The 23,571-nt window shown below is 69.8% G+C and carries 23 protein-coding genes and 1 pseudogene; 14 read left to right on the forward strand and 10 right to left on the reverse strand.

All coding sequences use genetic code 11. The features are described 5' to 3' along the window. Positions 1-84 precede the first annotated feature (84 nt). Positions 85-2,250 (forward strand): hypothetical protein, encoded by a 2,166-nt coding sequence (locus H6726_03515; protein ID MCB9656695.1) that lies wholly within the window; start codon positions 85-87, stop codon positions 2,248-2,250. Here H6726_03515 and H6726_03520 read toward each other — a convergent pair. Both H6726_03520 and H6726_03525 read right to left on the reverse strand, forming a co-directional pair. Then, positions 2,210-2,884, reverse strand: coding sequence for a hypothetical protein (locus H6726_03520; GenBank protein MCB9656696.1), 675 nt, complete (start codon positions 2,882-2,884; stop codon positions 2,210-2,212). The two genes, H6726_03515 and H6726_03520, sit on opposite strands and share 41 nt — an antisense overlap. Positions 2,885-3,002: 118 nt before the next feature. Beyond that, a complete protein-coding gene (locus H6726_03525) occupies positions 3,003-3,755 on the reverse strand; it encodes a FadR family transcriptional regulator (GenBank protein ID MCB9656697.1) in 753 nt (250 codons plus the stop codon). A gap of 80 nt (positions 3,756-3,835) precedes the next feature. On the opposite strand from H6726_03525, the gene H6726_03530 reads away from it, so the two are divergent. Then, complete coding sequence (locus tag H6726_03530) at positions 3,836-4,708, forward strand: hypothetical protein (protein MCB9656698.1); 873 nt, start codon at positions 3,836-3,838, stop codon at positions 4,706-4,708. Between the two features lie 25 nt (positions 4,709-4,733). Here the strand turns inward: H6726_03530 and H6726_03535 are convergent, their stop codons facing one another. The 3 genes and pseudogenes from H6726_03535 to H6726_03545 form a co-directional block, all read right to left on the reverse strand. Then, positions 4,734-5,555 carry an AAA family ATPase gene (locus tag H6726_03535; GenBank protein MCB9656699.1) on the reverse strand — a complete coding sequence of 274 codons (822 nt, stop codon included), beginning with the start codon at positions 5,553-5,555 and terminating at the stop codon, positions 4,734-4,736. Between the two features lie 107 nt (positions 5,556-5,662). Next, positions 5,663-6,919 (reverse strand): annotated as a pseudogene (locus H6726_03540) (DDE-type integrase/transposase/recombinase). Positions 6,920-7,040: 121 nt separating this feature from the next. Next, positions 7,041-7,424 carry a hypothetical protein gene (locus H6726_03545; protein MCB9656700.1) on the reverse strand — a complete coding sequence of 128 codons (384 nt, stop codon included), beginning with the start codon at positions 7,422-7,424 and terminating at the stop codon, positions 7,041-7,043. A gap of 472 nt (positions 7,425-7,896) precedes the next feature. Between H6726_03545 and H6726_03550 the strand changes: the two genes are divergently transcribed. Further along, the gene (locus H6726_03550) at positions 7,897-8,229 is read left to right on the forward strand and encodes a hypothetical protein (GenBank protein MCB9656701.1); all 333 of its coding nucleotides are present in this window, start codon (positions 7,897-7,899) and stop codon (positions 8,227-8,229) included. 20 nt (positions 8,230-8,249) lie between these two features. Here H6726_03550 and H6726_03555 read toward each other — a convergent pair whose 3' ends face one another. Both H6726_03555 and H6726_03560 read right to left on the reverse strand, forming a co-directional pair. After that, positions 8,250-8,936, reverse strand: coding sequence for a hypothetical protein (locus tag H6726_03555; protein MCB9656702.1), 687 nt, complete (start codon positions 8,934-8,936; stop codon positions 8,250-8,252). Between the two features lie 103 nt (positions 8,937-9,039). Next, positions 9,040-9,498 (reverse strand): hypothetical protein, encoded by a 459-nt coding sequence (locus H6726_03560; protein ID MCB9656703.1) that lies wholly within the window; start codon positions 9,496-9,498, stop codon positions 9,040-9,042. Between the two features lie 421 nt (positions 9,499-9,919). Between H6726_03560 and H6726_03565 the strand changes: the two genes are divergently transcribed. From H6726_03565 to H6726_03580, 4 genes are read left to right on the forward strand one after another with little or no spacing between them, the layout of a single operon-like run. Next, a complete protein-coding gene (locus tag H6726_03565) occupies positions 9,920-10,312 on the forward strand; it encodes a YciI family protein (protein ID MCB9656704.1) in 393 nt (130 codons plus the stop codon). A 1-nt stretch (position 10,313) separates the two neighbouring features. Then, a complete protein-coding gene (locus H6726_03570; protein MCB9656705.1) occupies positions 10,314-11,573 on the forward strand; it encodes an RNA polymerase sigma factor in 1,260 nt (419 codons plus the stop codon). Between the two features lie 53 nt (positions 11,574-11,626). After that, positions 11,627-12,103 (forward strand): SRPBCC family protein, encoded by a 477-nt coding sequence (locus tag H6726_03575; protein ID MCB9656706.1) that lies wholly within the window; start codon positions 11,627-11,629, stop codon positions 12,101-12,103. A gap of 17 nt (positions 12,104-12,120) precedes the next feature. Then, a complete protein-coding gene (locus H6726_03580; protein ID MCB9656707.1) occupies positions 12,121-12,582 on the forward strand; it encodes a GyrI-like domain-containing protein in 462 nt (153 codons plus the stop codon). A gap of 34 nt (positions 12,583-12,616) precedes the next feature. Here the strand turns inward: H6726_03580 and H6726_03585 are convergent, their stop codons facing one another. Beyond that, positions 12,617-16,081: a hypothetical protein gene (locus H6726_03585; GenBank protein ID MCB9656708.1), complete on the reverse strand. Its 3,465-nt coding sequence runs from the start codon at positions 16,079-16,081 to the stop codon at positions 12,617-12,619. A 266-nt stretch (positions 16,082-16,347) separates the two neighbouring features. Between H6726_03585 and H6726_03590 the strand changes: the two genes are divergently transcribed. Together H6726_03590 and H6726_03595 are read left to right on the forward strand one after the other, a co-directional pair. After that, a complete protein-coding gene (locus H6726_03590) occupies positions 16,348-16,896 on the forward strand; it encodes a hypothetical protein (GenBank protein ID MCB9656709.1) in 549 nt (182 codons plus the stop codon). After that, a complete protein-coding gene (locus H6726_03595; protein MCB9656710.1) occupies positions 16,841-17,464 on the forward strand; it encodes a hypothetical protein in 624 nt (207 codons plus the stop codon). Before H6726_03590 ends, H6726_03595 begins: the two co-directional genes overlap by 56 nt. A gap of 109 nt (positions 17,465-17,573) precedes the next feature. Here the strand turns inward: H6726_03595 and H6726_03600 are convergent, their stop codons facing one another. After that, a complete protein-coding gene (locus tag H6726_03600; GenBank protein MCB9656711.1) occupies positions 17,574-18,461 on the reverse strand; it encodes a hypothetical protein in 888 nt (295 codons plus the stop codon). Between the two features lie 222 nt (positions 18,462-18,683). Between H6726_03600 and H6726_03605 the strand changes: the two genes are divergently transcribed. The 4 genes from H6726_03605 to H6726_03620 all read left to right on the forward strand — a co-directional run bounded on the left by H6726_03605 (position 18,684) and on the right by H6726_03620 (position 21,454). Beyond that, on the forward strand, positions 18,684-18,941 hold the full coding sequence (locus H6726_03605; protein ID MCB9656712.1) for a hypothetical protein: 258 nt from the start codon (positions 18,684-18,686) through the stop codon (positions 18,939-18,941). A 91-nt stretch (positions 18,942-19,032) separates the two neighbouring features. Further along, a complete protein-coding gene (locus H6726_03610; protein ID MCB9656713.1) occupies positions 19,033-19,857 on the forward strand; it encodes a thioesterase family protein in 825 nt (274 codons plus the stop codon). Between the two features lie 109 nt (positions 19,858-19,966). After that, on the forward strand, positions 19,967-20,602 hold the full coding sequence (locus tag H6726_03615; GenBank protein MCB9656714.1) for a glutathione S-transferase family protein: 636 nt from the start codon (positions 19,967-19,969) through the stop codon (positions 20,600-20,602). Positions 20,603-20,659: 57 nt separating this feature from the next. Continuing rightward, positions 20,660-21,454, forward strand: coding sequence for an ATP-grasp domain-containing protein (locus tag H6726_03620; GenBank protein ID MCB9656715.1), 795 nt, complete (start codon positions 20,660-20,662; stop codon positions 21,452-21,454). A gap of 72 nt (positions 21,455-21,526) precedes the next feature. Here H6726_03620 and H6726_03625 read toward each other — a convergent pair whose 3' ends face one another. After that, complete coding sequence (locus H6726_03625) at positions 21,527-22,591, reverse strand: hypothetical protein (protein ID MCB9656716.1); 1,065 nt, start codon at positions 22,589-22,591, stop codon at positions 21,527-21,529. A 193-nt stretch (positions 22,592-22,784) separates the two neighbouring features. Here H6726_03625 and H6726_03630 point away from each other — a divergent pair, with 193 nt between their 5' ends. Next, a complete protein-coding gene (locus H6726_03630; GenBank protein MCB9656717.1) occupies positions 22,785-23,531 on the forward strand; it encodes a methyltransferase domain-containing protein in 747 nt (248 codons plus the stop codon). Positions 23,532-23,571 lie beyond the last annotated feature (40 nt).

Genomic DNA, 23,571 nt, shown 5'->3' on the forward strand with positions numbered 1-23,571 from the left:
TGACCGGCTGATTCGTCGAGGAAACGCGGCGTCAAAATTCGACACCATCGTGGCATTAATTCCGCTGCGGTACGTTGGTGGGGGATGCCGACGTCATCGAGCCAGAGCGCGCTATTCGAGAGGGTGGATCCGACCACGGTGACGAGCTTGTTCAGCGGGGGTCAGGTGCGGATCCTGGTTCACGGCCACGTGGTCTACGAATACCAGGAGGACGACCTGACCCACCGAGATCTGGCCGTCATAGGGCTCCGGAGGATCGGCCTTCGAGGCAAGCGCATTGCGATGGTGTGCCGCGTGAGCGAGTCGGAGGTCACGCGAGTGCGTCGACGCTACGAGAAGGGCGGCACGGCCGGTCTGGTGCGCGCGCCAACGCGCGAAGGGCTTTCACCGCTGAGCGCGGAGGAGCGCTCGCGCGCCATCGCGATGCGAAGCGCCGGGGCATCACTGGACACTGTGGCGCGGACGATGCGGCTGTCGCTGCCGCGCGTCATCGCGACGCTCGACGCGGAGGGATTGGGGTCCGTGGGGCGCGGTCATCGCTTGCGCACCCACCTCCCGGCGCAGCTTCCTCTGACGTCGGTGGAGCCTGAGCCGAGCCCCGCGGACGAGCCCGCCGCCGAGCCCGAGACGCGTCCTGCGCGCGATGCGGAGGACGACGAAGAGCTGCGCCCCGGCATGCCGCTTGCGGCGGGTACCGAGCACCGCTCGCAGTACGCGGGCCTGGTGCTGCTGACGAGCACGCTATGCGACTTGGGCATCGTCCCGGCGCTGGAAGTGGCTTCGGCCAAGCGCTCGGACAAGGCGGTGTACTCGGCGCCGACCATCGCGATGACCCTCTGCGCGGGCATCGCGGCGGGGTACCACTCGCTCGAGTCGCTGCACGAGCGCGATGCGTATGGGCTCGGGGTGGTGCTCGGCACCGAGCGATGCCCGAGCGTGCGGACGATGCATCGCGCGCTCACCCAGATGACGGCCACTTATGATCGCGTCGCGCTGCACGGCGAGCTCGCACGCCACCTTGCCCGCCGCGCTCCGATGGACGTCCGCGTCTTCGGTGTCGACATCCACTTCAAGACGTATACAGGCAAGGAGCGCATCGACAAGGGCTGGAACAGCAAGCGCCGCCTCGCCGAGAAGGGCCTCGCCGACGTGGTGGTCACCGACGCGATGGGTCGTGCCTGGTTCCGCGAGCCGGTCCCCGCGGGCAGCCACCTCTCGGCCTGTCTCGGCCCGATGGCCGAGCAGCTGCGCGTGGCGCTTCCGGAGACGACCGTCGTACTCGTGTCAGACCGAGGTGGCTTCGACTTCGATGTGCTCGAGAAGCTGAACGCGACCGGCGTGAAGTACATCGCCTGGGTGCCGGCCTCCGTGAATCTCCCCGACCTCGCGACCATCGCGCCAGTGCAGGATGGCATCGGTGGTGCGGTCTTCGAGCACCCGCGTATGACGCACGCGAGCCGACTCATCGTGCAGCGCGACGGCGACAAGCTGCTTCCGCTCTGCACGAACGTCGACACGAGCATGGATGTCGCGGAGGTCGTCGAGACGCTCCGCGCGCTGCGCGGCATGCAGGAGAACTCCTTCAAGTCGGGACGGCAGCGCGCCGGCATCGACCACCTGTCCGACCGTGGCAAAGCAACGCGCGCCCCCGACGACCGCACCATCGACAACCCGGAGTACGGGCGCTTGAAGGACGAGCTCGAGCAGCTCAACGAGACGGTCTCGGAGATCGAGTCATGCCCCGAACGCTGCACCCAGCGCGGCAAGTGGACGAGCGAGTACGTCGCCGCGCATCTCCGCCAGCAGACCACACAGAAGCTGATCCGTGGCGTCCCCGCTCGCGTCGAGCGATGCGCCGTCGAACCCGACGCCCAGCGTGCTTGGCTCTGCACCACCAAGCGCGACCTCGTGGTCCCTCTGCGCTACCTCGTCGACAACGCGGTGCGCGACCTGGTCGACCGCCTCGGGGACGCCCTCTCCGCGACCGACCGTCAGCACGATGCCTCGACGCGGGCGCGAACCCTGATGGCCCTCCTGCAGGCCCCCGGCACGCTCCGCTTCGAGAAGCGCCACGTCGTGGTCACCATCGAGCTGCCGCTCCCGCCCGCGCCGCACACGCGGATCGCACAGGCCCTCGAAGCCATGGATGAACTGCAACCGCGCTTCACGGATGGCGTGCGCACCGTCCGCTTCCGCCTCGCGCCCAGGGTCACGTGTGGCTCGATCCCCCTCGCCCCGAGCCCGTCGTGAAAATGCCATTCGGGCGGTCGACGAAGCCGGGGGGTGTCAAGACCTCAGAGCCTCCATTGGGCGCCAGGAACCCGCCGCTGCACATCTGCACGCCGTCCGACACGCGGTGGGCCGAGAATCCGCTGTGGAGCGTCGTCCCGAAGGGCGACGTCATCGCCACCACCGTCACGCCCGAGGCCGCGGCCCGGAAGGTCTGTTCCGTTGCGTTCTCGCCGTTGAACACGCCGGCCGAGCCAATGTCGAAGTTCAGCACACGCTCGGAGCAGATGATGACGTTCACGCTCGTCCCCACCGCACCGCCCCCCTGCACGCCTGTCGTCACCGTCTGCGTCAACCCGCCTGGCACCGCCCCGTTCACTAGGCCGGTCAGGTTGGCCTCCAAGAAGTCGAGACCCTGCTGGCTCAGCCGAATCTGCGTCGCGTTCGGCAGCCGCTGGTCGCCTCGTGCGTCCTGGCCCGACGGGAAGCCACCCGGGATGGGCAGCAGGCTGCAGCCGCAATCCGAGCAGTCACAGGCGGCGCAGCTGCCGCAGTCCGAGGCGCAGTCGCTCAGGCAGTCAGCGAGACAGCCAGCTGCGCACCCTTGAGCATCACAGCCACCGAGGGCGAGAGACGGCGGTGAGCGCTCCGACAACGACGAAGCGCAAGGAAGACAAGGAGATGGACATGAGGGGGGCGGCTCTCCAAGCAGATGCGAGCCCAATCATGCCATACAATATCGCGACCAGATGGACAGTGTGTGATTTATTCTGTCACCCCGTGTCACCATCTTCGGAGTCGCGGATCGTCTGCAGCAGCGTCTCGAAGCGCTCGACGATCCCATGGTCCATCTCGACCAGGATCCGGTTGAGCTCCTCCCAGAGCTCGCCCCGCGACTCGCGCGTCGCGACCAGGGCCTGGATGATGGCCAAGTTGTGGCGCCGAAGCGCGGCGCTGTCTGCGTAGTAGGCTTCCGCGAGAAAGGGGACCTGCCGCAGCATGCGGAGCGCCGTGTTGTAGAGCCACGCCACGGTCATGTTGTCGCCGGCCAGCTTGACCATCAGGCGCGAGAAGGCTGCGTCGGCGCTGAGCTTGCCGTCGATGTCGTCGTCCGCGACGCTCTCCAGCTCGATGGCGGCGCCCACCAACGTGGCGCCGGCTGCGATGATCGCGTCACGATGCTCGATCATCATCGTGGTCATGAGCGCGCGGCGGACGTCCAGAAAGTCTTGCAGGATGCGGCGGCGCGCCGCGGAGTCGTGCAGCGCCGCCTCCAACAGGGCGGGCGCGAGCGTGATCTCGCCGGTCAGCGCAGGGTCCTCCACGTGGATCCCGCTGCCTTGGCGGGCCGTGACAAGGCCAGTCGCCTCCAGCCGGGCGAGCGCTCGCTGGACGGTGGTGACGTTGACGTCGAAGCGCTCCGCGAGCTCACGGACCGTCGGCATGCGCGTCCCCATCGGGTACGCCCCCTGCAGCAGCTCCCGCACGAGGACCTGCTCGATCCGGCTCGCGACGTCGTTCTTCATGTGCACGCCCGAGTGCTAGGCGCGTGGTGAACGAGTGTCAATCGCCCCGCGCGAAAGGACAGCGCTGCTAGGCTCGTGGGGTGACGCGAGCTCCGACGGCGCTGCTGTGCCTGCTCTGCGCAGCCGGCGCGACGGGCTGTGCGGACGGTACGTACGCCCTCGACGCGGGCGTCGACGCTTCGCACGCGCCATCCGACGTGGGGACGCTCGACGGGAGCCAGCCCAGTGCGGATGCGGACGTCGGGGATGCCGGGCGTGACGAGGGAGCGGCGCATGGACCAGAGCAAGGCACAGACGGTGGACCGAACGATCTGGACGTCGCTGACGGTGGGCTGGACGTGGGGGCGAGCGCGCCTGACCTGGGGCCGGAGCCGACCCTCCCGGAGGGCACGGTCACGCCGCTGCCCCCCGCGCTGCGGACCGAGGTGGAGATGATCCTCCCAGCCGCGCACGCCTTTCTCCTGAGCCAGGGGGACGTGGACCCCATCGCGCACTTCGCCGGTGACCTCTTGGCGCGGCGCTTCGCCGTCGCGGGGTTCGAGCAGGCGCTGGCCCGCTTCGACCAGGCGACCACCACCGCCCCGGGTCCCATCGCCAGCATCATGCGCCTGCTGCGGCGCGTGTTCGACTTCGACAGCCCGCTGGTGCCCGGCGACCTCGAGTCGCTGGACGCGCTGACCGACCGCGTGACGATGCCCGCGCTGCAGTGCGACCGCGCCGAGTGGCCGGCCGACTACGACGCACGCCTGCAGGCAGCCGAGGCGCAGGGCGACTATGGCACGACGCACGTGTTACCGCGCACGCCCAGCGATGGGCCTCAAGTCGCGGAGCTTGATGGGCATCGCGTGATGCGCGCCGCTGGTCACGGCGGCGATGCCCATCGCCTCAGCGCGCGCGGACGCGCGACGCGTGATGGCCACCACCCCAGTGACGCGCTGTGCGCGTCGGGATGATGGCCATCAGTTGTATGCTGTTGGTTCAGGCGACGAGGTCGTTGAGGTGGTCGGCGAGCACTTTGCCGAGGACGGATCGGTCGACGATGCGGACCTTGCGCGAGGCGGCGTGCTGGAGGGCGTTGGTGGCGAGGCGGTCGATGTCGCGGAGGCGACCAGACGAGGCCTCGTGGAGGATGGTGACGGCGTCGCTCGAGAAGGGGTTGTTGTCCCCGCCGACAGCGCGGACGCGGTATTCGATGTACTCGGCGGTGTCCTCGGGAGAGGCCGCGCCGAGCTGGATGCGCGTGTGGATTCGGCTGAGCAGCGAGCGGTTGCGGCGCAGCGCGAGCCGGTCGGCGAGTTCGGGCAAGCCGACGAGGACGATGGAGAGGAGGGCTTTGCTGTCCCAGTCGTAGTTGGCGAGGATGTGCAGGTGGTCGAGCACGTCCTGGTGAAGGAGATGAGCTTCGTCGAGGAGGAAGACGGGGTGGACGCGCGCGGCGCCGAGTTCGTGGATGTGCTGGCCGATGTCGTAGAAGACCGCCGCCGCCGTCGCGCGTGGGCTCAGCCCCAGCGCGAGGCAGAGCTGGCGATAGAAGTCGCGACGACCGAGCGTGGCGTTGTGGCAGTAGGTGAGACGGAATCCGGCTTCAGGGAGGCGCTGTCGTAGCGAGCGCAGGACGCATGTCTTGCCGACACCGGGCTCGCCGGTGAGCAGGATGTGCTGGTGTTCGTGGCAAGCCTCGACGAGGCGGTCGACGCGGCGCTCGCGCGACGCGGGGACCCAGAGGTCGTCGTCGCGGATCTCCTTCGAGAACGGCGGCGACGCGAAGCCGAAGTAGTGGGCCCATGCGTTGGCGTTCACAGCGCAGCTCCCTTCTCGGCGGCATGTCGGGGGGCACGCCCGACGAAGCGGTCGAGGACGGCCTCGGCGGGGTCGAAAGGCACGCTGTCGATGCCCTTGGTGCTGGTGGGGCGCCGCGTGCGCTTGGCCTTGCCGTTGGCCTTGGGGTCGACGGGACGGAGCGCGAGGCGCTGGTCCTCGTGCTCGACCCACGGCAGCGTGGTCGGGTCGAGCAGCGAGCGCGCGACGGTGACGTTGTGGCCGGCGAGGTATCCCTGGTCCAGCTCGAACTCGCTCCCTGCGATGGACACGGTCCCGTCGCCGAGCATGCGTCGTCGCGCACGCACGGTGAGCGCTTCACGCAGCATCGATTCTGCGACCGGTGCTCGTCGCTCGCCATCGGCATAGGCCTCCGTGGGCGTGCGCCCCATGAGCCCGCCGTGCGGCGTGACGAGGTAGCGCTCGTTGAGCCACGCGAGCAGCCGCACCTGCACGTCGTGCAGCGAGCCGAGGCCCGCGCAGTGGTCGAGGCACTGCTCGCGCAGGGTGCGCCAGAAGCGCTCCATCTTGCCGCGCGCCTGCGGGTCGTAGGGCTTGGCGTGCACCAGCCCGATGCCGATGCGTGCGCACGCCGTCGTGAGCGCGGTGCCCGAGTAGGTGGCGCCGTTGTCGAGGTAGAGCACCTCGGGTGCGGGGTGCGAGCGGAGGGCCTTGACCAGGAGCATGAGCATCTCGCTCTCTCGCTCGTTGGTGGTGGCCTGGAGGGCGATGATGTGGCGGCTGTAGTCGTCGAGGATCGCGTGGATGCGTAGCGGCACCGACTTGCCGTGGATGCGGAGTGCGGGGCCGTGGCACACGTCCGCGTGCCACAGCGCGTTCGGGGTCGCGGTCTGCCAGCGTCGCCGCGGCTCGAGGTCGCTGTGCCGCAGCGTCCGAGCATCGAGCCCGTGCACGCGGTAGAAGCGGCGCAACGTCGACGCCGAGATCCGGGTGCGGTCCAAGCGCCCGTCAGCGACCAGCGTCTCGAGCACCACGCTCACCGGGACACGCGGATGGGCGCGACGAATCTCGAGCAGCAGCTCGCGCTCCACGTCGCCGAGCGCTTGCGCGAGCCGCACGCCCGCTCGTCGGGCAGGCCGGAGCGCGTCCAGCCCCATCGCGCGGAACGCGTAGTACCAGCGCTCCAGCGTCGCCACCGAGTAGGTCCTTGGCCGTGATGACCCCGGCGGTCGCACGGGCGTGCGCGACAGCTCGCGCAGCGCCTCGGCGAGCTCGCCGTGCGTGCGCCCGTCGCGACACAAGAGCGGGCCGACGACCTGCGCGCGGAAGACCGCGAGGTCCTCCGCAGGATCCTTGGGAGCAAGTGATTCGAGGGATGGGGGCATGATGACTCTCCTTCGCGCGCGTCCATCGCGCAGCTCGGGGAGTCATCACCCAGGTCCCGGACGCTCGGAACGAACAGAGCTGGTGGGACGACTTGGAGCGCTCATTCAGGCGCGATGCGCATCAGCGATGGAGCGCGCCGCACACCGCATCGGTGGCCACGACGCCCGTCGGCAGCGGCGCCAGCGCGGCGAGCTGTGTCGCGATGGCACCCGCCCGCGCTCGCGGTGGTGCCGTTGCGTCCACGTAGAGCCCCATCGTCAGCGGGCCGCTCACCCAGCGCGTGAGTGACCGCCAGCCGTGCAGCCTCTCGTCGCCCGAGCTCGACCACGGGCTGACCTCCGCGCGTGCCCGCCAGCCCGCACGTCCCTCGTGACCCCACGCGACCAGCGCCGTGACCACCGCCACCAGCGAGTACCGCAGGCGCGGCAACACACCCCGCGGCACCACCATCACCACCGCCCCGCAGCCCTGGCACCGGTACCGCCGGACGACCACAACCACCACGCGCGGACGGCCTCCGCGATCCGTCGGCCCTACCACGAGCCGCTCTCGGACCCCATGACCGTGCAGCATCGTGGGACCCCCGAGACGCCTTCCCGCAAGCCCGCAACATGGACATCGTCTCGGCCTCGCCGCTCCCACCGAGGGCAGACTCTGCTCCCAAGAGTTGACGTCCGAACCGCGATGAACGATGAAGCGCTGACCCTGGGAACTCTGGATAGGTGGCCGGGGCGTGACGAGGGCGCCGTCGCCAAACTACGGCCTCGTCACCTATTCCGTCGCGGCCGGCTCCATGCCAACGCCCCGGGCTCCTGCAACGCCGTCTACCCTGGACCCGGATCCAAGGTGAAATGACCGGCATGTCTTGAGGCCCATCGCGCACTCGCGCGGGCCACTGCCCTCACGCCCGCTGCTCAGCAGAGGCACCGATCGGCATCAGCAGACACGCTCGCTAACACACGTCGCGCTGGCCTTCGTGTGGGCCAGCGATCATGGCTGCTCGTTCCCGCTGTCTGCCTGGCGTTGGGTGGCTGTGGTGGACGCGCTGGTGGACATCGTCGCCCCGGCCGTCGCGACCGACCTGGCGCTCGAAGCCGCCGCCCTGCTGCACTACCTCGGGCAGGGCTTCCGCGTGCCAGACGCGCTCGTGCGCGCCACGCTGGACGCCCAACAAGCCGACGGCGGGTGGGACTGGACCCCAGGCGGGGGTGAGGCCAGCAACTGGCACTCGACCGGTCTCGCGCTCTGGTACCTGCACGAGCGCTTGGGCGACCCGACGTTCGACACGATGAGCGCGGGACCGCGGTAGCGAGACGGGCACGGCACCAATCAGATCGAAGACCCCGGAACCGGATTGACTACGGCAGGCAGATCGTGCCCGGCACGGGCCACATAGATCTGGGTGCGTGCGCTGTCGTCCGATCGGACGACGCTTCCACCGTTCCCATGCCAGATGAATCGTCCGTTCATGATGGCCGAGTACGTGGAACCGTAGGCGTCCCCTTCGTCGGAGACGACATTGGCCCGACAAAACGTCGTGCCGCAGACGACGCCATCGAGACGTGCACTCGGATCGACATCCGCGAGAGCCTCTTGCAGCGTGGCTTCCAACCGAAGCTCCGCGTCGTAGCTCCACTCCTCGTCCACGGGTTCCGCCGCAAGCGCGGCCTCCAACTGCGCGACCGTCTCGGCGGAAGACGCTTCTTCGTCATCGGAGTTCGCGAGCTCGTCCGGGGCCACCTCCATCTGAACATCGGAAAGTTCGGCCCCTACAACAACGGAACCGTTCGCGTCACCGACAGGAGCATTGGGTTCGACACGCGCACGTCGAATCATCTCCTCTACCTCGGCACGAGTCAGTCCCGAGGTTCGCGACGCGCCCGTGCCCTCCACAGAAGAATCGTCCATCACGACGATACGTTCAGCGGCATCATCCGAATCGACCACACGCCCGAACAGCCACCCAACACAGAACAGTGCAGACGTGAACACCACGCGCCTGAAATCAATCTTCATACATTCACCACGTACAACGACACCGGATCCACGCTTCGCGCAAACATGCGCCAAGAATGGATCCGACGTGCACCATGTTACATCGGGACTCGATTGTCCCCGATCAAAGCACCTCGTACGCGTAGATCCGATCGGTCTTGTTCAGGAAGCACGCGGTAAAACCGTAGTCTTCGCCCGAACGGCTCGTGACGGAGCTGCTCATGGTCTGCAACCCCGTGGACGATGTGAGGTAAGAGTCCGCCCCGAAGCTGAAGCCGGTCGAGGACACGCTAAAGGCCGTACAGCGGGCGTTGCTGACAAGTCCGTCCGGAGACTGGACGATGATCTGTGCCGAAGTCGTGGTTCCGAGATCGTTCTCCGTCGCCGGCATGATCCACGTTCGGAGCGTCGAGGTACTGCCACAGTTGAGCTCGAGGTATCCTGCCGCCTCGTTCCAACACCCTTCCTCCGAACCGACGTTCGGACGACCCAGCGCCGCAAACAATTCCGCCTCGACCGTCGAAGGACCCATCATGTAGCCCAAGCAAAGCGCTACAACACCAATAAACATCATGCGTTTCATGAACGTTCTTCCCTCATATGTGCATCGCCGTTCCAACGTGGAATGTGCGTACGCGCACCAATTATCAACACACAACTACGAAGTCAACGTCCTAATGTCGACGTTCAGCTAAAATAGTGTTTGACTTCGCGTTCGTCCGCACGTTGAGAACTACGTATCCATCAACGGTGTTCCGGGTCGACGGATACGCGACACCTGGGTGCGGGGGGGGTGCCGTAGGACAGGAGGTTGGCTCGGGGGAACGAGTCCGGGTTGCTGGATCTGGAGCGCCGTGGGGCAGCCCCTCGCCGAGCCCAGTGGGCTTGGCAGGGGCCCAAGGGACGAATCGCACCCCCCGGAGAAAAAAGCAGCCCCCCATGTCGGCCACGGCTAGCTTCGTTCGTCCTTGATCAACCTCGAACGAACGAGAGGCCCGAATCCCATGCTCTACGCTGTGCTCTGCTACAACTCCGAAGACGTCGTCTGGTCCTGGACCCAGGCCGAGGACGACGCCGTGATGGCCCGCCTCGGCGTGGTGCACGACCGCTGGGAGCAAGCCGGCAAGCTCAAGCCGGCCATCCGGCTGTTGCCCACGACGTCGGCCACGACCCTGCGCAAGGCGGACGGCCTGGTCCTGGACGGCCCTTACGCCGAGACCAAGGAGCAGCTGCTCGGCTTCTACATCATCGACGTGGCCGACCTGGAGGAGGGCCTGCAGTTCGCCCGCGAGCTGACCGAGGCGAACCCGGGCGGGGCCTACGAGCTGCGCCCGATCGCCCTGTACGTGCCGGGCACTCCGGTGTCGCCCGAGAACGTGGCGGGGACGGGACGCTGACATGAGCGAGCTCGGGACGCTGCAGAGCACGCTCACGTCGGCGCGGCCCCGCGCGGTGGCGGCGCTCCTGCGCTACTTCAGAGACCTGGATCTCGCGGAGGAGGCGTTCCAGGACGCGTGCCTGCGCGCGCTCCGGTCCTGGCCCGAGAACGGCCCCCCACGCGACCCCGCCGCCTGGCTCATCATGGTCGGGCGCAACGCCGCGCTCGACAGCGTGCGGCGCAACGCCCGGCTGCGCCCGCTGGAGGCGGGAGAAGGGCACGACCTGGGCACGCCAGCCGAGGCAGCCGAAGCCGACCTGGTGGAGCGCCTGGACGACAGCCACTACCGCGACGACGTGCTGCGGCTGCTGTTCATCTGCTGCCACCCCGAGCTCCCGGCCACCCAGCAGATCGCCCTCGCGCTGCGCATCGTGTCGGGCCTGAGCGTGGCGCAGATCGCGCGCGCCTTCGTGGTGGGTGAATCCGCGATGGAGCAGCGCATCACACGTGCCAAAGCCAAGGTCGCCGCGGCGGGGCTCCCGTTCGCGACGCCTGACGCGGGCGAGCGGTCGGACCGCCTGGCCGCCGTCGCGACGATGCTGCAGCTGGTGTTCAACGAGGGTTACTCGGCCGCCGCCGAGCCCGAGCGCGCCCAGCTGGCCGACGAGGGCATCCGCCTGATGCGCCTCCTGCTGCGCATGTTCCCCTCCGAGCCCGAGCTGATGGGCCTGCTCGCGAACATGCTGCTGCAGCACGCCCGCCGCGACGCGCGCTTCGACGCCGCGGGCGAGGTCATCCTGTTGGAGGACCAGGACCGCCGACGCTGGGACCCACGCGCCATCCGCGAGGGCTTGGCGCTGCTGGACAAGGCCATGCTGCACCGCGCGCCCGGGCCGTATCAGGTGCAGGCCGCCATCGCGGCCCTCCACGCGCGCGCCGAGACCGCCGCGGACACGGATTGGGCGCAGATCGACCGCCTGTACGCGACGCTCGAGCACCTGCGGCCGTCCCCCATCGTCACGCTCAACCGCGCCGTGGCCGTGTCGAAGGTCGAGGGGCCCGAGGTGGCGCTGCGCATGGTCGAGCCGCTGAGCGAGCGCCTCGGGAGCTACTTCTACTTTCACGGCCTGCGCGGCGGCCTGCTCCTGCAGCTGGGACGCCCGCACGAGGCCCGCGAGGCCTTCGACCGCGCCATCAGCCTGGCCACGACCGCGGCCGAGGCCGCTCACATCCGCATGCACCTGGACCGCCTCAGCGAGGCGTCGTCCACACGAGCCTGACGCGCACGGCGCTGCATCCCGCGCCATTCGCCTGCCACACGAGAGGAACCCGCATGACCACCGAACCGACCCCTGAAAACGACCGCGAGCTCGTGCTCACGCGCCTCGTCGACGTCGCCCCCGAGAAGCTCTACCGCTGCTGGACCGAGCCTGCCCTGCTGATGCAGTGGTTCGCGCCCGCGCCCTTCACCACCCCGAGCGCCGAGCTGGACGTGCGCGCGGGCGGCGCGAACCGCATCACCATGCGCAGCCCCGAGGGGCAGGACATGCCGAACGAGGGCGTGTACCTCGAGGTGGTCCCCAACGAGAAGCTGGTCTTCACCGACGCGTTCGCCGCAGGCTGGCGGCCCGCCGGGAAGCCCTTCATGGCGGTGGAGCTCACCTTCGCTCGTGAGGGCGACAAGACCCGCTACACGGCGCGCGTGCGCCACTGGACGGTCGAGGCGTGCGAGCAGCACGTCGCGATGGGCTTCCACCAGGGCTGGGGGCAGTGCGCCGATCAGCTCATGGCGCTGGCGGCGACGCTGTGACCGAAGGACGGTCCAGCATGCTCGAGAACCCCCACGTCACCGAGACCGAGGCGCTGCTCGTCGCCAAGGTCCCCGTCACGACCCCGCGCGACAAGATCCACGAGGTCATGGGCCCGGCCATCTCGGAGGTCTACGCCATGGTGCTCGAGCAGGGGCGCTCCCCCGTCGGGCCCTGGTTCACGCACCACCTGCGCGTCGACCCGGCCGTGTTCGACTTCGAGGCCTGCGTGCCCGTGGACCAGCCGGTCGCTGCGGCGGGGCGCGTGGTGCCGGGCGACTGGCCCGCGACGCGCGTCGCCCGCGCCATCTACCAGGGCCCCTACGAGGGCCTGGGCGAGGCGTGGGGTGCGTTCAAGGCGTGGGTCGCGGCCCAAGGGCTGACGGGCCGCGACGACCTCTACGAGCGCTACCTGGTGGGCCCCGAGAGCACCACGGACGGGACCCAGTTCCGTACCGAGCTGAACCAGCCGCTCGTCTGACGCGCCGCCGCCGGCGCGTCGGACACGGCGGGGCTCAGAGCGAGAAGCGGATGGAGTTGCCGTCGCGCAGGTTGGCGCGCACGAGCGAGAAGTTCTCGTGCACCAGGATGAGGTCGCCGTTGGTGTCGAGCCACATGCCGCCCTCGTTCTGGTAGCCCGCGATGAGCGCGCCGCCGAGGCACAGGTCGCGCCAGGAGCGGTCGGCGTTCACGCTCTGGCAGAAGGCCTCGGTGCGCTCGCCCGTCGCGGGGTCGACCGCGATGAGCATGCGGCGGTTGATGGTACCGGAGGTCCAGAACAGGTCGCGCGCCGCGTCGTAGAGCACCCAGCGCTGACCGAGGCCCGCCGTGCTGGTGGGTCCGTCGCCGAGCACGCTGCTGGTGGACGCGCTGGTGATGCGGGTGCGCGCACCGGTGAGGAGGTCCACCTCGACCAGCGTCAGGTACGCATGCTGGACGGCGTACAGCGTGTCGTTGCGGATCTCGAAGCCCTGGTAGCGACCGCGGTCGAACACGTAGCCGCCGCCCACGTCCTGCCCGAAGTAGGCGTTGAGCGACTGGGCGCCCGAGCGGGTCACGAACGAGCAGCCCATGCCGTTCGCCGCGATGCGCACGATGCCCACGCCCTCGCCGTACGGGCTGGTGTTGCTGAAGCCGAGGTAGAAGTTGCCCGCGCTGTCGAGCGCGAAGCCGCGGTCGTTGACCTGCGCGCCCATGCGGGCCGGGTCGCCGCTGGCGCACTGGGCAAACCCCGCGTCCTGCGCGCGCCAGACGAGCGTGCGCTGACCGTTGGCGGGGTTCACGCGGATGATCTCGAGGTTCACGCTGGAGCTGGGGACGCTCAGCGCGTAGAGGTTCCCGTCGGCGCCGCGGCGCACGTCGATGACCTTGTGGAAGCTGGGGCCGGTGCCGGTCTCGCTGAAGCCCGCGCCGCCCGCGTCATAGCCACCGGACACGATGCGTCGGTTGCCGGTGTCCAGGTGGATGGCCATCACGAGGCCCGAGTTGGGGTGCGCGGCGGACGACCAGTCGACGCCCACGTAGACCTCGCGCGTGCTGGCGTCGAGGAAGCCGCCGTTGATGTGAGGCTGGGCCAGCGGGCGCACACGCGGGCCCGTGCCGAACGACGTGGCCGGGGGCAAGTACTGGGCGCTCACGCACTCTTGGATGCCCGCCGAGGGCACGCGGTTGCTCGAGCAGCGGCAGTCACCGTCGAGCGCCGTGGGGTGCTCGATCTGATGGGTGAGCGGGCAGGAGCGCGTGTAGTAGGTGGCGCTCGTGTTCGCCACCGAGCTGCGGCACGCGGGCGGACCGCCGATGGTGTTGCACTCGATCTGACCCTGGCACGCCTCCACCAGCGAGGCCGGCTCGTTGCAGCTGGTCAGGTTGTAGACGTCGCCCGCGTAGCAGCCCTCGGTGCCCGTGTTGGCGCACACGCAGCTGGTCCCGCAGGAGCTCGGGTCCGAGCAGGTGGCGCCCACCCCGGTGTCGACACACGTGAGGCCGCCGCTGCAGGTCTCGACGATGGCGCCGGCGCGGCCGCAGGAGTCGAAGCGGTGCACGTTGCCGTCCGTGCCGCAGCCGACCGCGACGTCCGCCACGCAGCCACAGCGAGGCGCGTTGTTCACCACGCTGCACAGCTCGCCCGCCCCGCAGTCGTTGATGAGCGTGCTGTCCGAGCCGTTGGCATTGCACTCGCGGATGCTCTCGCCGCTGCAGAACGCCTGACCGGGCGTGCACACGACGGGTACGCACGCCTCGTGCTCACAGAACTCCCCGGCGTCGCAGTCCCCGTCGTCGTCGCAAGCGTCGCGCGAGCGACAGGCCGGGCCCGCCGCGCCGTCGCTGCACGGGCTCAGCAGCGGGCAGGAGGTGGCCACGTTGTGGAAGTGGCCGCACGAGTCGAAGTTCGCGACGTTGCCGTTGTAGCAGCCCTGGTAGGCGTCCTGCGTGCAGCTGCAGACCGCGTTGCCGCCCGAGGTGTCGCAGAACTCACCGCCGGTGCAGCTGTCGTAGAGATCGTAGCCGGAGCCCCGCGCGTTGCAGCGCAGCACGCTGTCGCCGTCGCAGACGCGCGCCTGAGGCACACACACCTGCGGCGTGCACAGCGACGCATCGCAGAAGGAGCCCGGCGCGCAGTCGCTGTCGGCGGCGCAGTTGATGGGCGCTGCGCAGAAGGGCTGACCGTCGGCGCCCACCTGACACACCTGCGGGTTGGTGCAGTACTGGTAGAGGGTGCCGCGCTGACCGCACGAGTTGAAGTTGTAGATCTCGGTGCTGTAGCAGCCGAGGAACGCGTTCGGGACGCAGCGACACTCACCCACACCGCCCGTGTTCACCACGCACTGCTCGCCGTTGACGCAGGTGTCGAGCGGCGTGTAGGCCTCGCCGCCCCCGCCGCAGATGAGCACTTGCTGGCCGCTGCAGAACGCCGGCACGGACGTGCACACGTCAGGGCGGCACTCGCCCGACTCGAGGTGGCACCAGTCGTCGAAGTAGCAGTCGGAGCTGGAGGTGCAGACGTCCGGCAGGCCGCAGTCCGGTCCGGTGACCGGGTCGTCGATGCAGCGCTCCGGCGCCGTGCAGTCCTCGCGCCGCAGCTCTCGCACGCCACAGGAGTCGTAGTAGTAGACGTCACCCTGGTAGCAGCCCAGGTCGTAGCCGGAGACGCAGCGGCAGAGGGCCCCGCCGCCCGCGCCGGGCACGCACTGCTGGCCGCCCGTGCACGTGGCCGTGATGTCGATCGCGCTGCCGTTCGCGCGGCACTGGACGAGGTTGTTTCCGTCGCACATGGACAGGGAGAAGTTGCAGACGTCGGGCTCGCACATGCCGGTGCTGGTGTTGCACCAGGACGTGCTCAGGCACTCGTTGTCCTGGGTGCACACCGTGGGCAGCGCGCAGGTGAGGGCGCCGTTTCCGTCGTCCGTGCAGACCTGCGGCGACGTGCAGTCCTGCACGCGCGCGCCACGCACACCGCACGAGTCGTAGGCGTAGACGTCACCCTGGTCGCAAGCCTCGTGGTCGTTCGCGACGCACAGACAGGCCGCCCCGCCGGTACCGACGACGCACTGCTCGCCGCCGGTGCAGGTGTCCGTCACGTCGGTGCCGCTGCCGTTCGCGCGGCACAGGCGCACGTCGGCGCCGTCGCAGGTGGAGGGGCCCGGGGTGCACACGTCGGACACGCACAGGCCAGAGTCCGTGTCGCAGAAGGCGCTGCTGGGACACTGGCCGTCCATGGTGCAGGGCACGGTGCCCAGATCCATGCCACCCGCGTCGACGCCGCTGTCGTCACCGACACCTGCGTCCGTGTCCCCCGCGTCGCCGCTCCCAGCATCGTTCGTCATGCCAGTGTCGGGGCTACCTCCATCCCCCCCCATGCCACCATCGACGCTGGCGTCCGCGCCAGGAGGCGTGGTGTCGTCGCCGCAGCCGGGCGCGAGCAGGAGGCTCGAGGCGAGCACATAGAACACGAGAGAGGGGAGCCGAGGAGATGACGACATGGTGTTCACCGAGCGGGAGCGGGGCGCAGAGGTGCGCGCTCTCGGGATACCCGGAGTCTGACGTCGCCCTCCCTCGGGTGCGGGGCGGAAAAATTCCGAGGCCTTTGCGGTGAGGGTCGGGTGACGACTCGGCGCTGGGCGCAGCATGCGCGCTCGCGTACCGTATGGACATGCCTGACTCTCCGCGGGACACGGGCGCGCACGGTGCGCCCAGCGCGATGCCACGGCGCCAGGAATGACGGGTTCGAGCGGAGCGTCGTGACGCCGTGGACCCTGTCGCTCCGGAGCACCCCCGCTGGCCACGTTGGCTCGGCCGTGCGCTTGCGCTGCCGACGGCAGCCATCTTGGGCGCGGCAGGCGCGGTGGGCTTGGCTCTCGGGCGCGGGGACCTGAGCGCGTGGGGCTGGCTCTACGCCCTCGACGCGCTGGCGCTCGCAGCCGCGCTCACGACCGTGGGCACGTCGCGCAGGACGGGCCGCTGGCGTCGGCTGCTGCGCGGCGCCGCGCCCGGCTTGCTCGTGCTGCTGGTGACGACGCGCGTGGTGGCCTTCGGGGGCAACCACGCCACGGAGCTGGTCGTGCTGAATCGAAGCGGACACGTCGTCTCGACCGCGCGCTTTGTGAACCGGCTGTTCGAGGAGCGCGACGCGGCGTTGGTGGGCAGTCGCCTACTGGTCGCGCTGGGCGCGGTGCCAGCGCCCGAATTCCCGACGCTGCCCGAGCTCCTCCGCCGCTCGTATCCCGCCACGGAGCAGGAGGGTGCGCGCCTCGGCACCCCCCGTCCCGACGACGCTGCTCGACGGGCAGGGGCCTGACGCGTTCGACGCCATCGTCGTGCGCCTTCGGCCAGAGGACGCGCCAGCCGTTCCGCTCGGGATCGTGTTCCTGCACGGCTTCGCGGGGAACTTCGCGCTGCAGTGCCTCGAGGTCGCACGGAGCGCGCGCGCGGTCGGTGCGCTCACGGTGTGTCCCTCGACGACGTTCGACGGCAGATGGGCGGAGCCCGCCGGGGAGGCCACCGTGCGCGCATCCATCGCCTACCTCCGGGCCGAGGGTGCGCAGCGGATGGTCCTCGCGGGGATCAGCGCGGGGGCCATCGGCGCGTCGCAGCTGGCGCCTCGGCTGGACGCGACCGTGGACGGGATGGTGCTCCTGTCTGGCGTGTCCTCGCGCGCCGCGACGCCGCGTGTCCCGACGCTGCTCGTCCAAGGGGACCACGACGCGATGGTGCGCACGGCACGCGTGCGGGCCTGGGCGCACGGACACCCCCGCGTGCGCTACCGCGAGCTGCCGGGCACGCACTTCGTGCTCCTCGAGCAGCGCGCGGACGTCGCGAGAGAGCTCACGGTGTTCCTCCGCGAGGTCGCGGCGCGCGAGCGCTGAGCCCCATCGCTCGCGGCGGGCGCCGCTACTCGTCCCCCACACACGATGCACGTCGCGTCCATGCCGCGGACGATAGTGACTCCACGGACCCCCGTCGACCACACACGCGTCACTCCCGCGCTGGAGGTGGTCCGCAGCGCGGGACGTCCCGCAAGTCGACCTCGCCGCTGTCGAGCGCGATGTCCGAGAGGCGGTCCACCCAGCGCAACGCGATGTTCAACAGGGGGCGGTCGGCCGCGTAGGTGATGCGCGGCTGTCCCGCGCCAAGGCGGAGGCGCATGGCGACCAACCCATGCGGATGACAGACCCGCAGCCGCAGGTCGAAGATGGACCCCGTGGCGCGCACGTCGGTTCCGCTGATGGCGGGGCGGCCATCCATGAAGAAGTTGCCGTACACGTCCGAGAGCACCACGTCCGTCGGACGCTGCCCGTCGCCTTGGCGCTCCAGGTCGTGATCCAGGTGAAGCCCGGCCTGCGTCACGTGCACGGCGATGGACGCGCCCGTCAGCACGCGCACCGTCGCGTCCTCGATGGCCACGTGGTCGAGCAGCACCTTGACGCCGTCGTCGTCGCTCTCCGCCGCGTCGCTCGGTCCAGGCGCGGCGAAGGCGTCCTCGATGGACGTGCTGTTGGCGTCCCCGGTGAACAGGATGACCTCGGCCCCGCGCGCACGCGCCACGTCCAGGCGCACGGTGCCCATGAGCAGCTCGGTCCACAGGATGTGCACCTGCGCGTCGTCGATGTGGATCACGTCGCGGCCGCGCGGGTCCTCGAACGCGAGGCCGCGCACGTGCGCGGTGGAGAAGCCCATCGACACGACCTGATCGATGCGCATGCGCCCCGCGATGGCGTCGGACACGGCGGACGCGATGCATGCGCCAGCGGTGCGACGCCCCCAGGCGGTCTCGAGGGCGAGCGCGACCAGCAACCACACCACCAAGGGCGTGAGGCACAGCGCGACGATGCGCCGCCGCCGAGTCGAGGCACGGGAGCTCATGGACACACGCATAGCCCGTCTGCGCCCGTCGGGCAGCTCTTCGTGGAGAGCCGGGCGAACATGCGCGCGGTGGTGCGTGGCGTCACGCGGCGACTGGGGCAAAGCGCCACACTTTTGGGCCGCATTTGCGGGTTTTTGGCGACGTTTCGGCGTGGTTGGCCGTTGGCCCGCACCCTGCACTGGCTCGGGGCATCCATCGTTGACCCACACCAAGGAGACCCCATGAGTCAGAAATCCGAACTGAAGGACCGCGTCATCGCGAAGCAGAAGTACCTCGAGGCGCGCCTGGTCGAGCTGCGCGCCGACGCACGCCGCGACGCGCGTGAGGAGGCTCGTCGCATCGAGGAGTCGCTCGACCACGTGAAGGCGTCCGTGAAGGACGGCTGGGACTCGCTCACCGAGGAGGCCTCGCGCAAGCTGAACCGCTGGCTGAAGGCCGACGAGGAGCCGTCGACGCGCCCGCGCGAGAGCCTGCACTGACCCGCGCCGGGCGCCACTCGGCGTTCGCGCTGACCCAGGCCGGGCTCGGCTTGGCGTTCGCCCGTGGCCTCGTAGGCTACGGGCGTCGCCCATGTCCATGCCCGAACCTGCGCTCGCCCCGACCTTTCGACGACACGACGATGCCTTCGTGCCGCTCGCCCCCGCCCGCAGCGGCTGGGACCCGGGGCTGTGCAACGGCAGCGCCGCGGCCGGCTTGCTCGCGCGGCTGCTCGAAGGCGCGCTGCGACGACCCGGATTTCAGGTGGCGCGGCTCACCATCGACCTGCTCAAGCCCATCCCGTTCGACGCGCTGACGGGGCGTGCCCACGTGCAGCGTGAAGGCGGTCGCCTGCGCCAAGGGGAGGCCGAGCTGCGGTGTGGTGACGCCGTGGTGGCGCGCGCGAGCGGTCTGTTCCTCGCGGGATCGGACGCCCCGAGCAGCGTGTACGGACCGGCGCCCTTCCCACCCCCAGGGGAAGCCGAGTCGAGCGGTATGTTCCGCGCTTCCAAAGACCCCGGGCGACAGCCGTCGTTCGAGTACTTCTGCGACCTGCGCTGGGTCACCGCGCGCGACGCCGCGCAGCCCGCGCTGTGGGTGACCCCTCCGGCCGTCTTCGTCGAGGGAGAGCCGTGCTCCGACCTGGTCCGCTGCGTGGGCGCCGCCGACCTGATGGCGGGCCTGGCCGAGCTGAGCCGACGGCAGCGCGCGCCCGAGTCACCGGTGGCCATCAACGCCGACCTGAACCTGACGTTCAGCGGAGAGCCACGCGGTTCGGCGTTCGGGCTGCGGCTGACCCACCTCGCAGCCGAAGCAGGGGTTGGCCTCGCGCACGCCGAGCTGTTCGACGCAGACGGCTTCCGGGGCACCGTCGCGCAGTGCCGCGTGGGGAACACGCCGAAGTCGCGCACGCCGTGAGCACCACGAGCGCCCGGTGGCGCACGCGCTGACGAAACATGTCAGCAGTCTGTCAGCGTGGTCGTGTTCGCCCTACCACGCAGAAGACGAGGCCACTAGATTCGCGGGCATGACCAACGCGAACAACATCGTCCTCTATCACCACCCCTTCAGCCGCGCCGCCAACGTCGTGTGGATGCTGGAAGAGCTGGGCGTGCCCTACACCCTCGAGTACGTCGACATGGGGCAAGGCGCGCACCACACGAGCGAGTTCCACCAGAAGAACCGCATGGGCAAGCTGCCCACGCTCGTCGACGGCGACGTCACGGTGGCCGAGAGCGCCGCGATCGCCCTGTACCTCGCCGACCGCTACTCCTATGGCGAACTGGCGCCCAAGGTCGACACACCAGAGCGAGGCCCGTACCTGCGCTGGATCCTGTTCGCGCCGTCCGTCGTCGAGCCCGGCTGCTATGCGCAGGCGTCCAAGTGGGACTACCAGCCGCAGTCGGCCGGGTGGGGCACGTACGAGAACATGCTCGCCACCATGGAGGACGCCATCGGTGACGGTCCGTGGCTGCTCGGCGAGCGCTTCAGCATGGCGGACGTCGTGTTCGGCGGTACCGTGCGCTACATGTTGCGCTTCGGAATGCTCGAGAAGCGCGCCGCGTTCGTCGCGTACGCCGAGCGCCTGGAGGCGCGCCCCGCCGCGATCGCCAGCGCCGCGAAGAACGCCGCCATCGTGCAAGAGCACAAGCTGGGCGGGTGAGCAGCTGCGGGCCGTGGAGCGCTCGCCGCACGCGCGGCGCGGAGTAGAGTGACGCGCATGAAGAGCGTCATCGTGAACGCGGGGCCGGGCGCCTGGGGATTCGAGCCGTTGGCGAACGCGCTGGCGGCGGCCACGGGCGTGCCCATCTCGGAGACCCCAGCCGAATGGAACTACGTGCTCGGGTGGCCGGAGAGCATGGCCGGCTTCCCGTCCGGATCATTCGTGCCCCAGCAGGCCATCACCCTCGCCGCCGACAAGCGCCTGCTGGCGCGAGCGTTCGAGCGTGGTGCCGTCCCCTCGCCCGAGACCACCTTGGTGGACTCGGCGGAAGAGGCCCGGCGTTTCCTCGGCGCCACGGATCGCTACTGCCTCAAGTATCCGACCGGCGTGGGGGCGCACGGCCACCGTATGCTCACGGAGGACGCGCTGGCCGCGCTCCCTTCGAGCTGGCCGCGGCCCCTCGTGGTGCAGGCCTTCATCGAGAGCGTGCGTCCCGAGGTGTTCCGCATCTACGCCGTGGGCGGTGAGCTGCTGGGCTTCAACGTGCGACGCTTCCCCGACGACACCCTCGGAGGGCCGTGGGTCAGCCACGCGCGCGGAGGCCGCTACGAGAGCGCAGGTGAGGCCCCCGAGGAGGCGCGGGTCGCCGCGCGGGCGGCCTTGTCCGCGACGGGGTTGCTCTCGAGCTTCGGCTGCGCGGACCTGATGCGCGACGCCCAGGGACGCTGGCTGGTGTTGGAGGTAGGCACGGACGGCGTGTTCAACCACGTGGACCGCGACGTGGACGACGACGCGTTCTTGGCCACGCTGCACGCCCGCATCGCCGAGGTGTTCCTCGCGGGTCCGCGCTGAGCCCGACGACGGGTCCCGACGCTCTCCCGCTCGCGCCATGGACGGCCAAGCCGCAGGTCGTGCTCGCGGCGCTCAGTCGAACAGGGAGCCGAGCCCGCCCGACGAGCCGCTGGAGCTCGCGGCCTGCTCGATGCGCTTACGCATCTGAGGATCCACCGCCTGGTTGGCGGTGACCTGGTGGAACCGGGACAGCAGCATGACCAGGCTCGCCGGCTCCAGGAACGCCGTGCGGATGAACCACGACGTGAGCGCGCCAAAGGGCAGGCCGATCAGCAGCGCCCCGAACCCGGCCGCGAACAGCCCCATCACGGTCGCCCCCTCCGACGGGACGCCTGCGTCGGCGGCGGCGCGCCCGGCCACGGCCTGGATGATGGCGAAGGCCGCACCCCCGATGACGCCCGTGGTCACGAAGTTCGCGAAGCCGCCGAACATGCGCTCGGTCAGGTTGGCGCGGATGGCGGTGCCGAGGATGGCGCGCGGGTTCTGCGCGACGAGCGCGACGGCGTCCTTGCTGCCCTCCCGGATGTCGGGGAGGCCCCGCGCCAAGCAGTGCGAGAGGCACAGGTCCGCGACCCGTGGGCTGACCTGGCGCACCAGCCAGTCGAACGCGCGACGCACGGGGCCCACGTCGATCGGCAGCATCTCCTCCACTTTGTCGAACGCCTCGAAAAACTTGCGGACGATGCGCTGCACGTCGTTGTGCGCGTCCACGATGCCGTCCAACGAGCCATACTTCTCGGCCACGAAGCGCTCCGCCTCGGCGGTCGCGCTGCCGGTGGAGAAGTCACGCCCGCGCACGAGCACCTCCGTGCTGAGCGCGGTGAGCGCCGTGCGCATCTGGAACAAGCGGCGGTCGATGAACGGCATGAGAAGCAGCGCGATGGCCACCGCCCCGAGCGCGAACAGCACGCCACCCACGGTCTTGTTGAAGTAGCCGGCGATCGCCGTCACGAGCACGAGCCCCACCAGCGAGCCGCCCAGGATGGCGCCGTTGGTCATCACCGCCACCGCGCGCTTGCCCGGGTAGTCCCCCGTCTTCTTGACGTAGCCCCGGGCCGCGAAGAACCCGAGGGGCTCACGCGGCAGGTGAGCGGTGGAGAGTGGGGCACCGGACTGTGAGTACTGCACGCCTGACATGTCGATCTCCTCGCGGAATCGTGCGCGCCTCTGCGCGTCGAGCGCAAGGTCGCAAGCTCGTGTTCCACGGAAACGAGAGGCGCCCCGTCCGAGGGAGCTGCCATATTCCAACGAGGCCGCAGCGAAGTGCGCCGACACCACTCTGTCACCGGAGTTGATCCCGTCTGCCACGCGCGCGTGGGAGCGTGTCCGCATGTACTCGCAGGACTTCTACGAGCGGCGTCAGGTGGCCAAGGAGATGGCCGCCGAGCTCGTGCTCGATCGCTTGCTGCCCGTGGTGCCGACGGTCCGTACGGCCGTCGACGTGGGCTGCGGGGTGGGCACTTGGCTCGCCGCCCTCGAGGCACGCGGCGTGGACGTGACGGGCTTCGACGGGCCCTGGGTGGACGCGCGCCGCCTGCGCATCGACGCCGACCGCTTTCGGCGAGCCGATCTGGTGCAGCCGCTGCCGCTCATGCGCCGCTGCGACCTCGCCATCTCGTTGGAGGTCGCCGAGCACCTGCCGGAGACCGCGGCGCTGACGTTCGTCGACAACCTCACGCGCCTGTCCGACGTGGTGCTGTTCTCGGCGGCCATCCCCGGTCAGGGTGGCACAGGGCACGTCAACGAGCAGTGGCCCGACTACTGGGCCGTGCGCTTCGACGCGAAAGGCTACGCGCTGGCCGACGTGTTGCGCACCCCGCTGTGGAACGACGAGCGCATCCCGTACTGGTACCGGCAGAACACGTTCGTCTACGTGGCCCGCAGCGCCCTCCCCCGGGTGGCTCCCGCGCTGCGCGACGCCATCACGCAAGGCCCACAGCTCCCGCTCCGCGCGGTTCACCCCTGCCTCTTCGACGAGAAGCGACGCGGGTTCTCTGGGCTGGTGGGCGACCGGCTACGCGAGACGCGGCGCGCGGTGATGCAGACGCTCGAGGCGCGCTGGGACGCCGCCACCTGAGCCAAGGCGGCGCAGCGATGGACCAGGCGACGCAACGACC

Source organism: Sandaracinaceae bacterium (assembly GCA_020633055.1).
In the GTDB taxonomy this organism is placed as follows: domain Bacteria; phylum Myxococcota_A; class Polyangia; order Polyangiales; family Houyiibacteriaceae; genus JADJJE01.

Bases quoted from the DNA above. Each gene is read 5' to 3' on its own strand.
- H6726_03515 (MCB9656695.1), top strand. From the start codon at position 85: ATGCCGACGTCATCGAGCCAGAGCGCGCTATTCGAGAGGGTGGATCCG.
- H6726_03525 (MCB9656697.1), bottom strand. From the start codon at position 3,755: ATGAAGAACGACGTCGCGAGCCGGATCGAGCAGGTCCTCGTGCGGGAG.
- H6726_03555 (MCB9656702.1), bottom strand. From the start codon at position 8,936: ATGAAGATTGATTTCAGGCGCGTGGTGTTCACGTCTGCACTGTTCTGT.
- H6726_03560 (MCB9656703.1), bottom strand. From the start codon at position 9,498: ATGAAACGCATGATGTTTATTGGTGTTGTAGCGCTTTGCTTGGGCTAC.
- H6726_03565 (MCB9656704.1), top strand. From the start codon at position 9,920: ATGCTCTACGCTGTGCTCTGCTACAACTCCGAAGACGTCGTCTGGTCC.
- H6726_03570 (MCB9656705.1), top strand. From the start codon at position 10,314: ATGAGCGAGCTCGGGACGCTGCAGAGCACGCTCACGTCGGCGCGGCCC.
- H6726_03575 (MCB9656706.1), top strand. From the start codon at position 11,627: ATGACCACCGAACCGACCCCTGAAAACGACCGCGAGCTCGTGCTCACG.
- H6726_03580 (MCB9656707.1), top strand. From the start codon at position 12,121: ATGCTCGAGAACCCCCACGTCACCGAGACCGAGGCGCTGCTCGTCGCC.
- H6726_03585 (MCB9656708.1), bottom strand. From the start codon at position 16,081: ATGTCGTCATCTCCTCGGCTCCCCTCTCTCGTGTTCTATGTGCTCGCC.
- H6726_03600 (MCB9656711.1), bottom strand. From the start codon at position 18,461: ATGAGCTCCCGTGCCTCGACTCGGCGGCGGCGCATCGTCGCGCTGTGC.
- H6726_03605 (MCB9656712.1), top strand. From the start codon at position 18,684: ATGAGTCAGAAATCCGAACTGAAGGACCGCGTCATCGCGAAGCAGAAG.
- H6726_03610 (MCB9656713.1), top strand. From the start codon at position 19,033: ATGTCCATGCCCGAACCTGCGCTCGCCCCGACCTTTCGACGACACGAC.
- H6726_03615 (MCB9656714.1), top strand. From the start codon at position 19,967: ATGACCAACGCGAACAACATCGTCCTCTATCACCACCCCTTCAGCCGC.
- H6726_03620 (MCB9656715.1), top strand. From the start codon at position 20,660: ATGAAGAGCGTCATCGTGAACGCGGGGCCGGGCGCCTGGGGATTCGAG.
- H6726_03625 (MCB9656716.1), bottom strand. From the start codon at position 22,591: ATGTCAGGCGTGCAGTACTCACAGTCCGGTGCCCCACTCTCCACCGCT.
- H6726_03630 (MCB9656717.1), top strand. From the start codon at position 22,785: ATGTACTCGCAGGACTTCTACGAGCGGCGTCAGGTGGCCAAGGAGATG.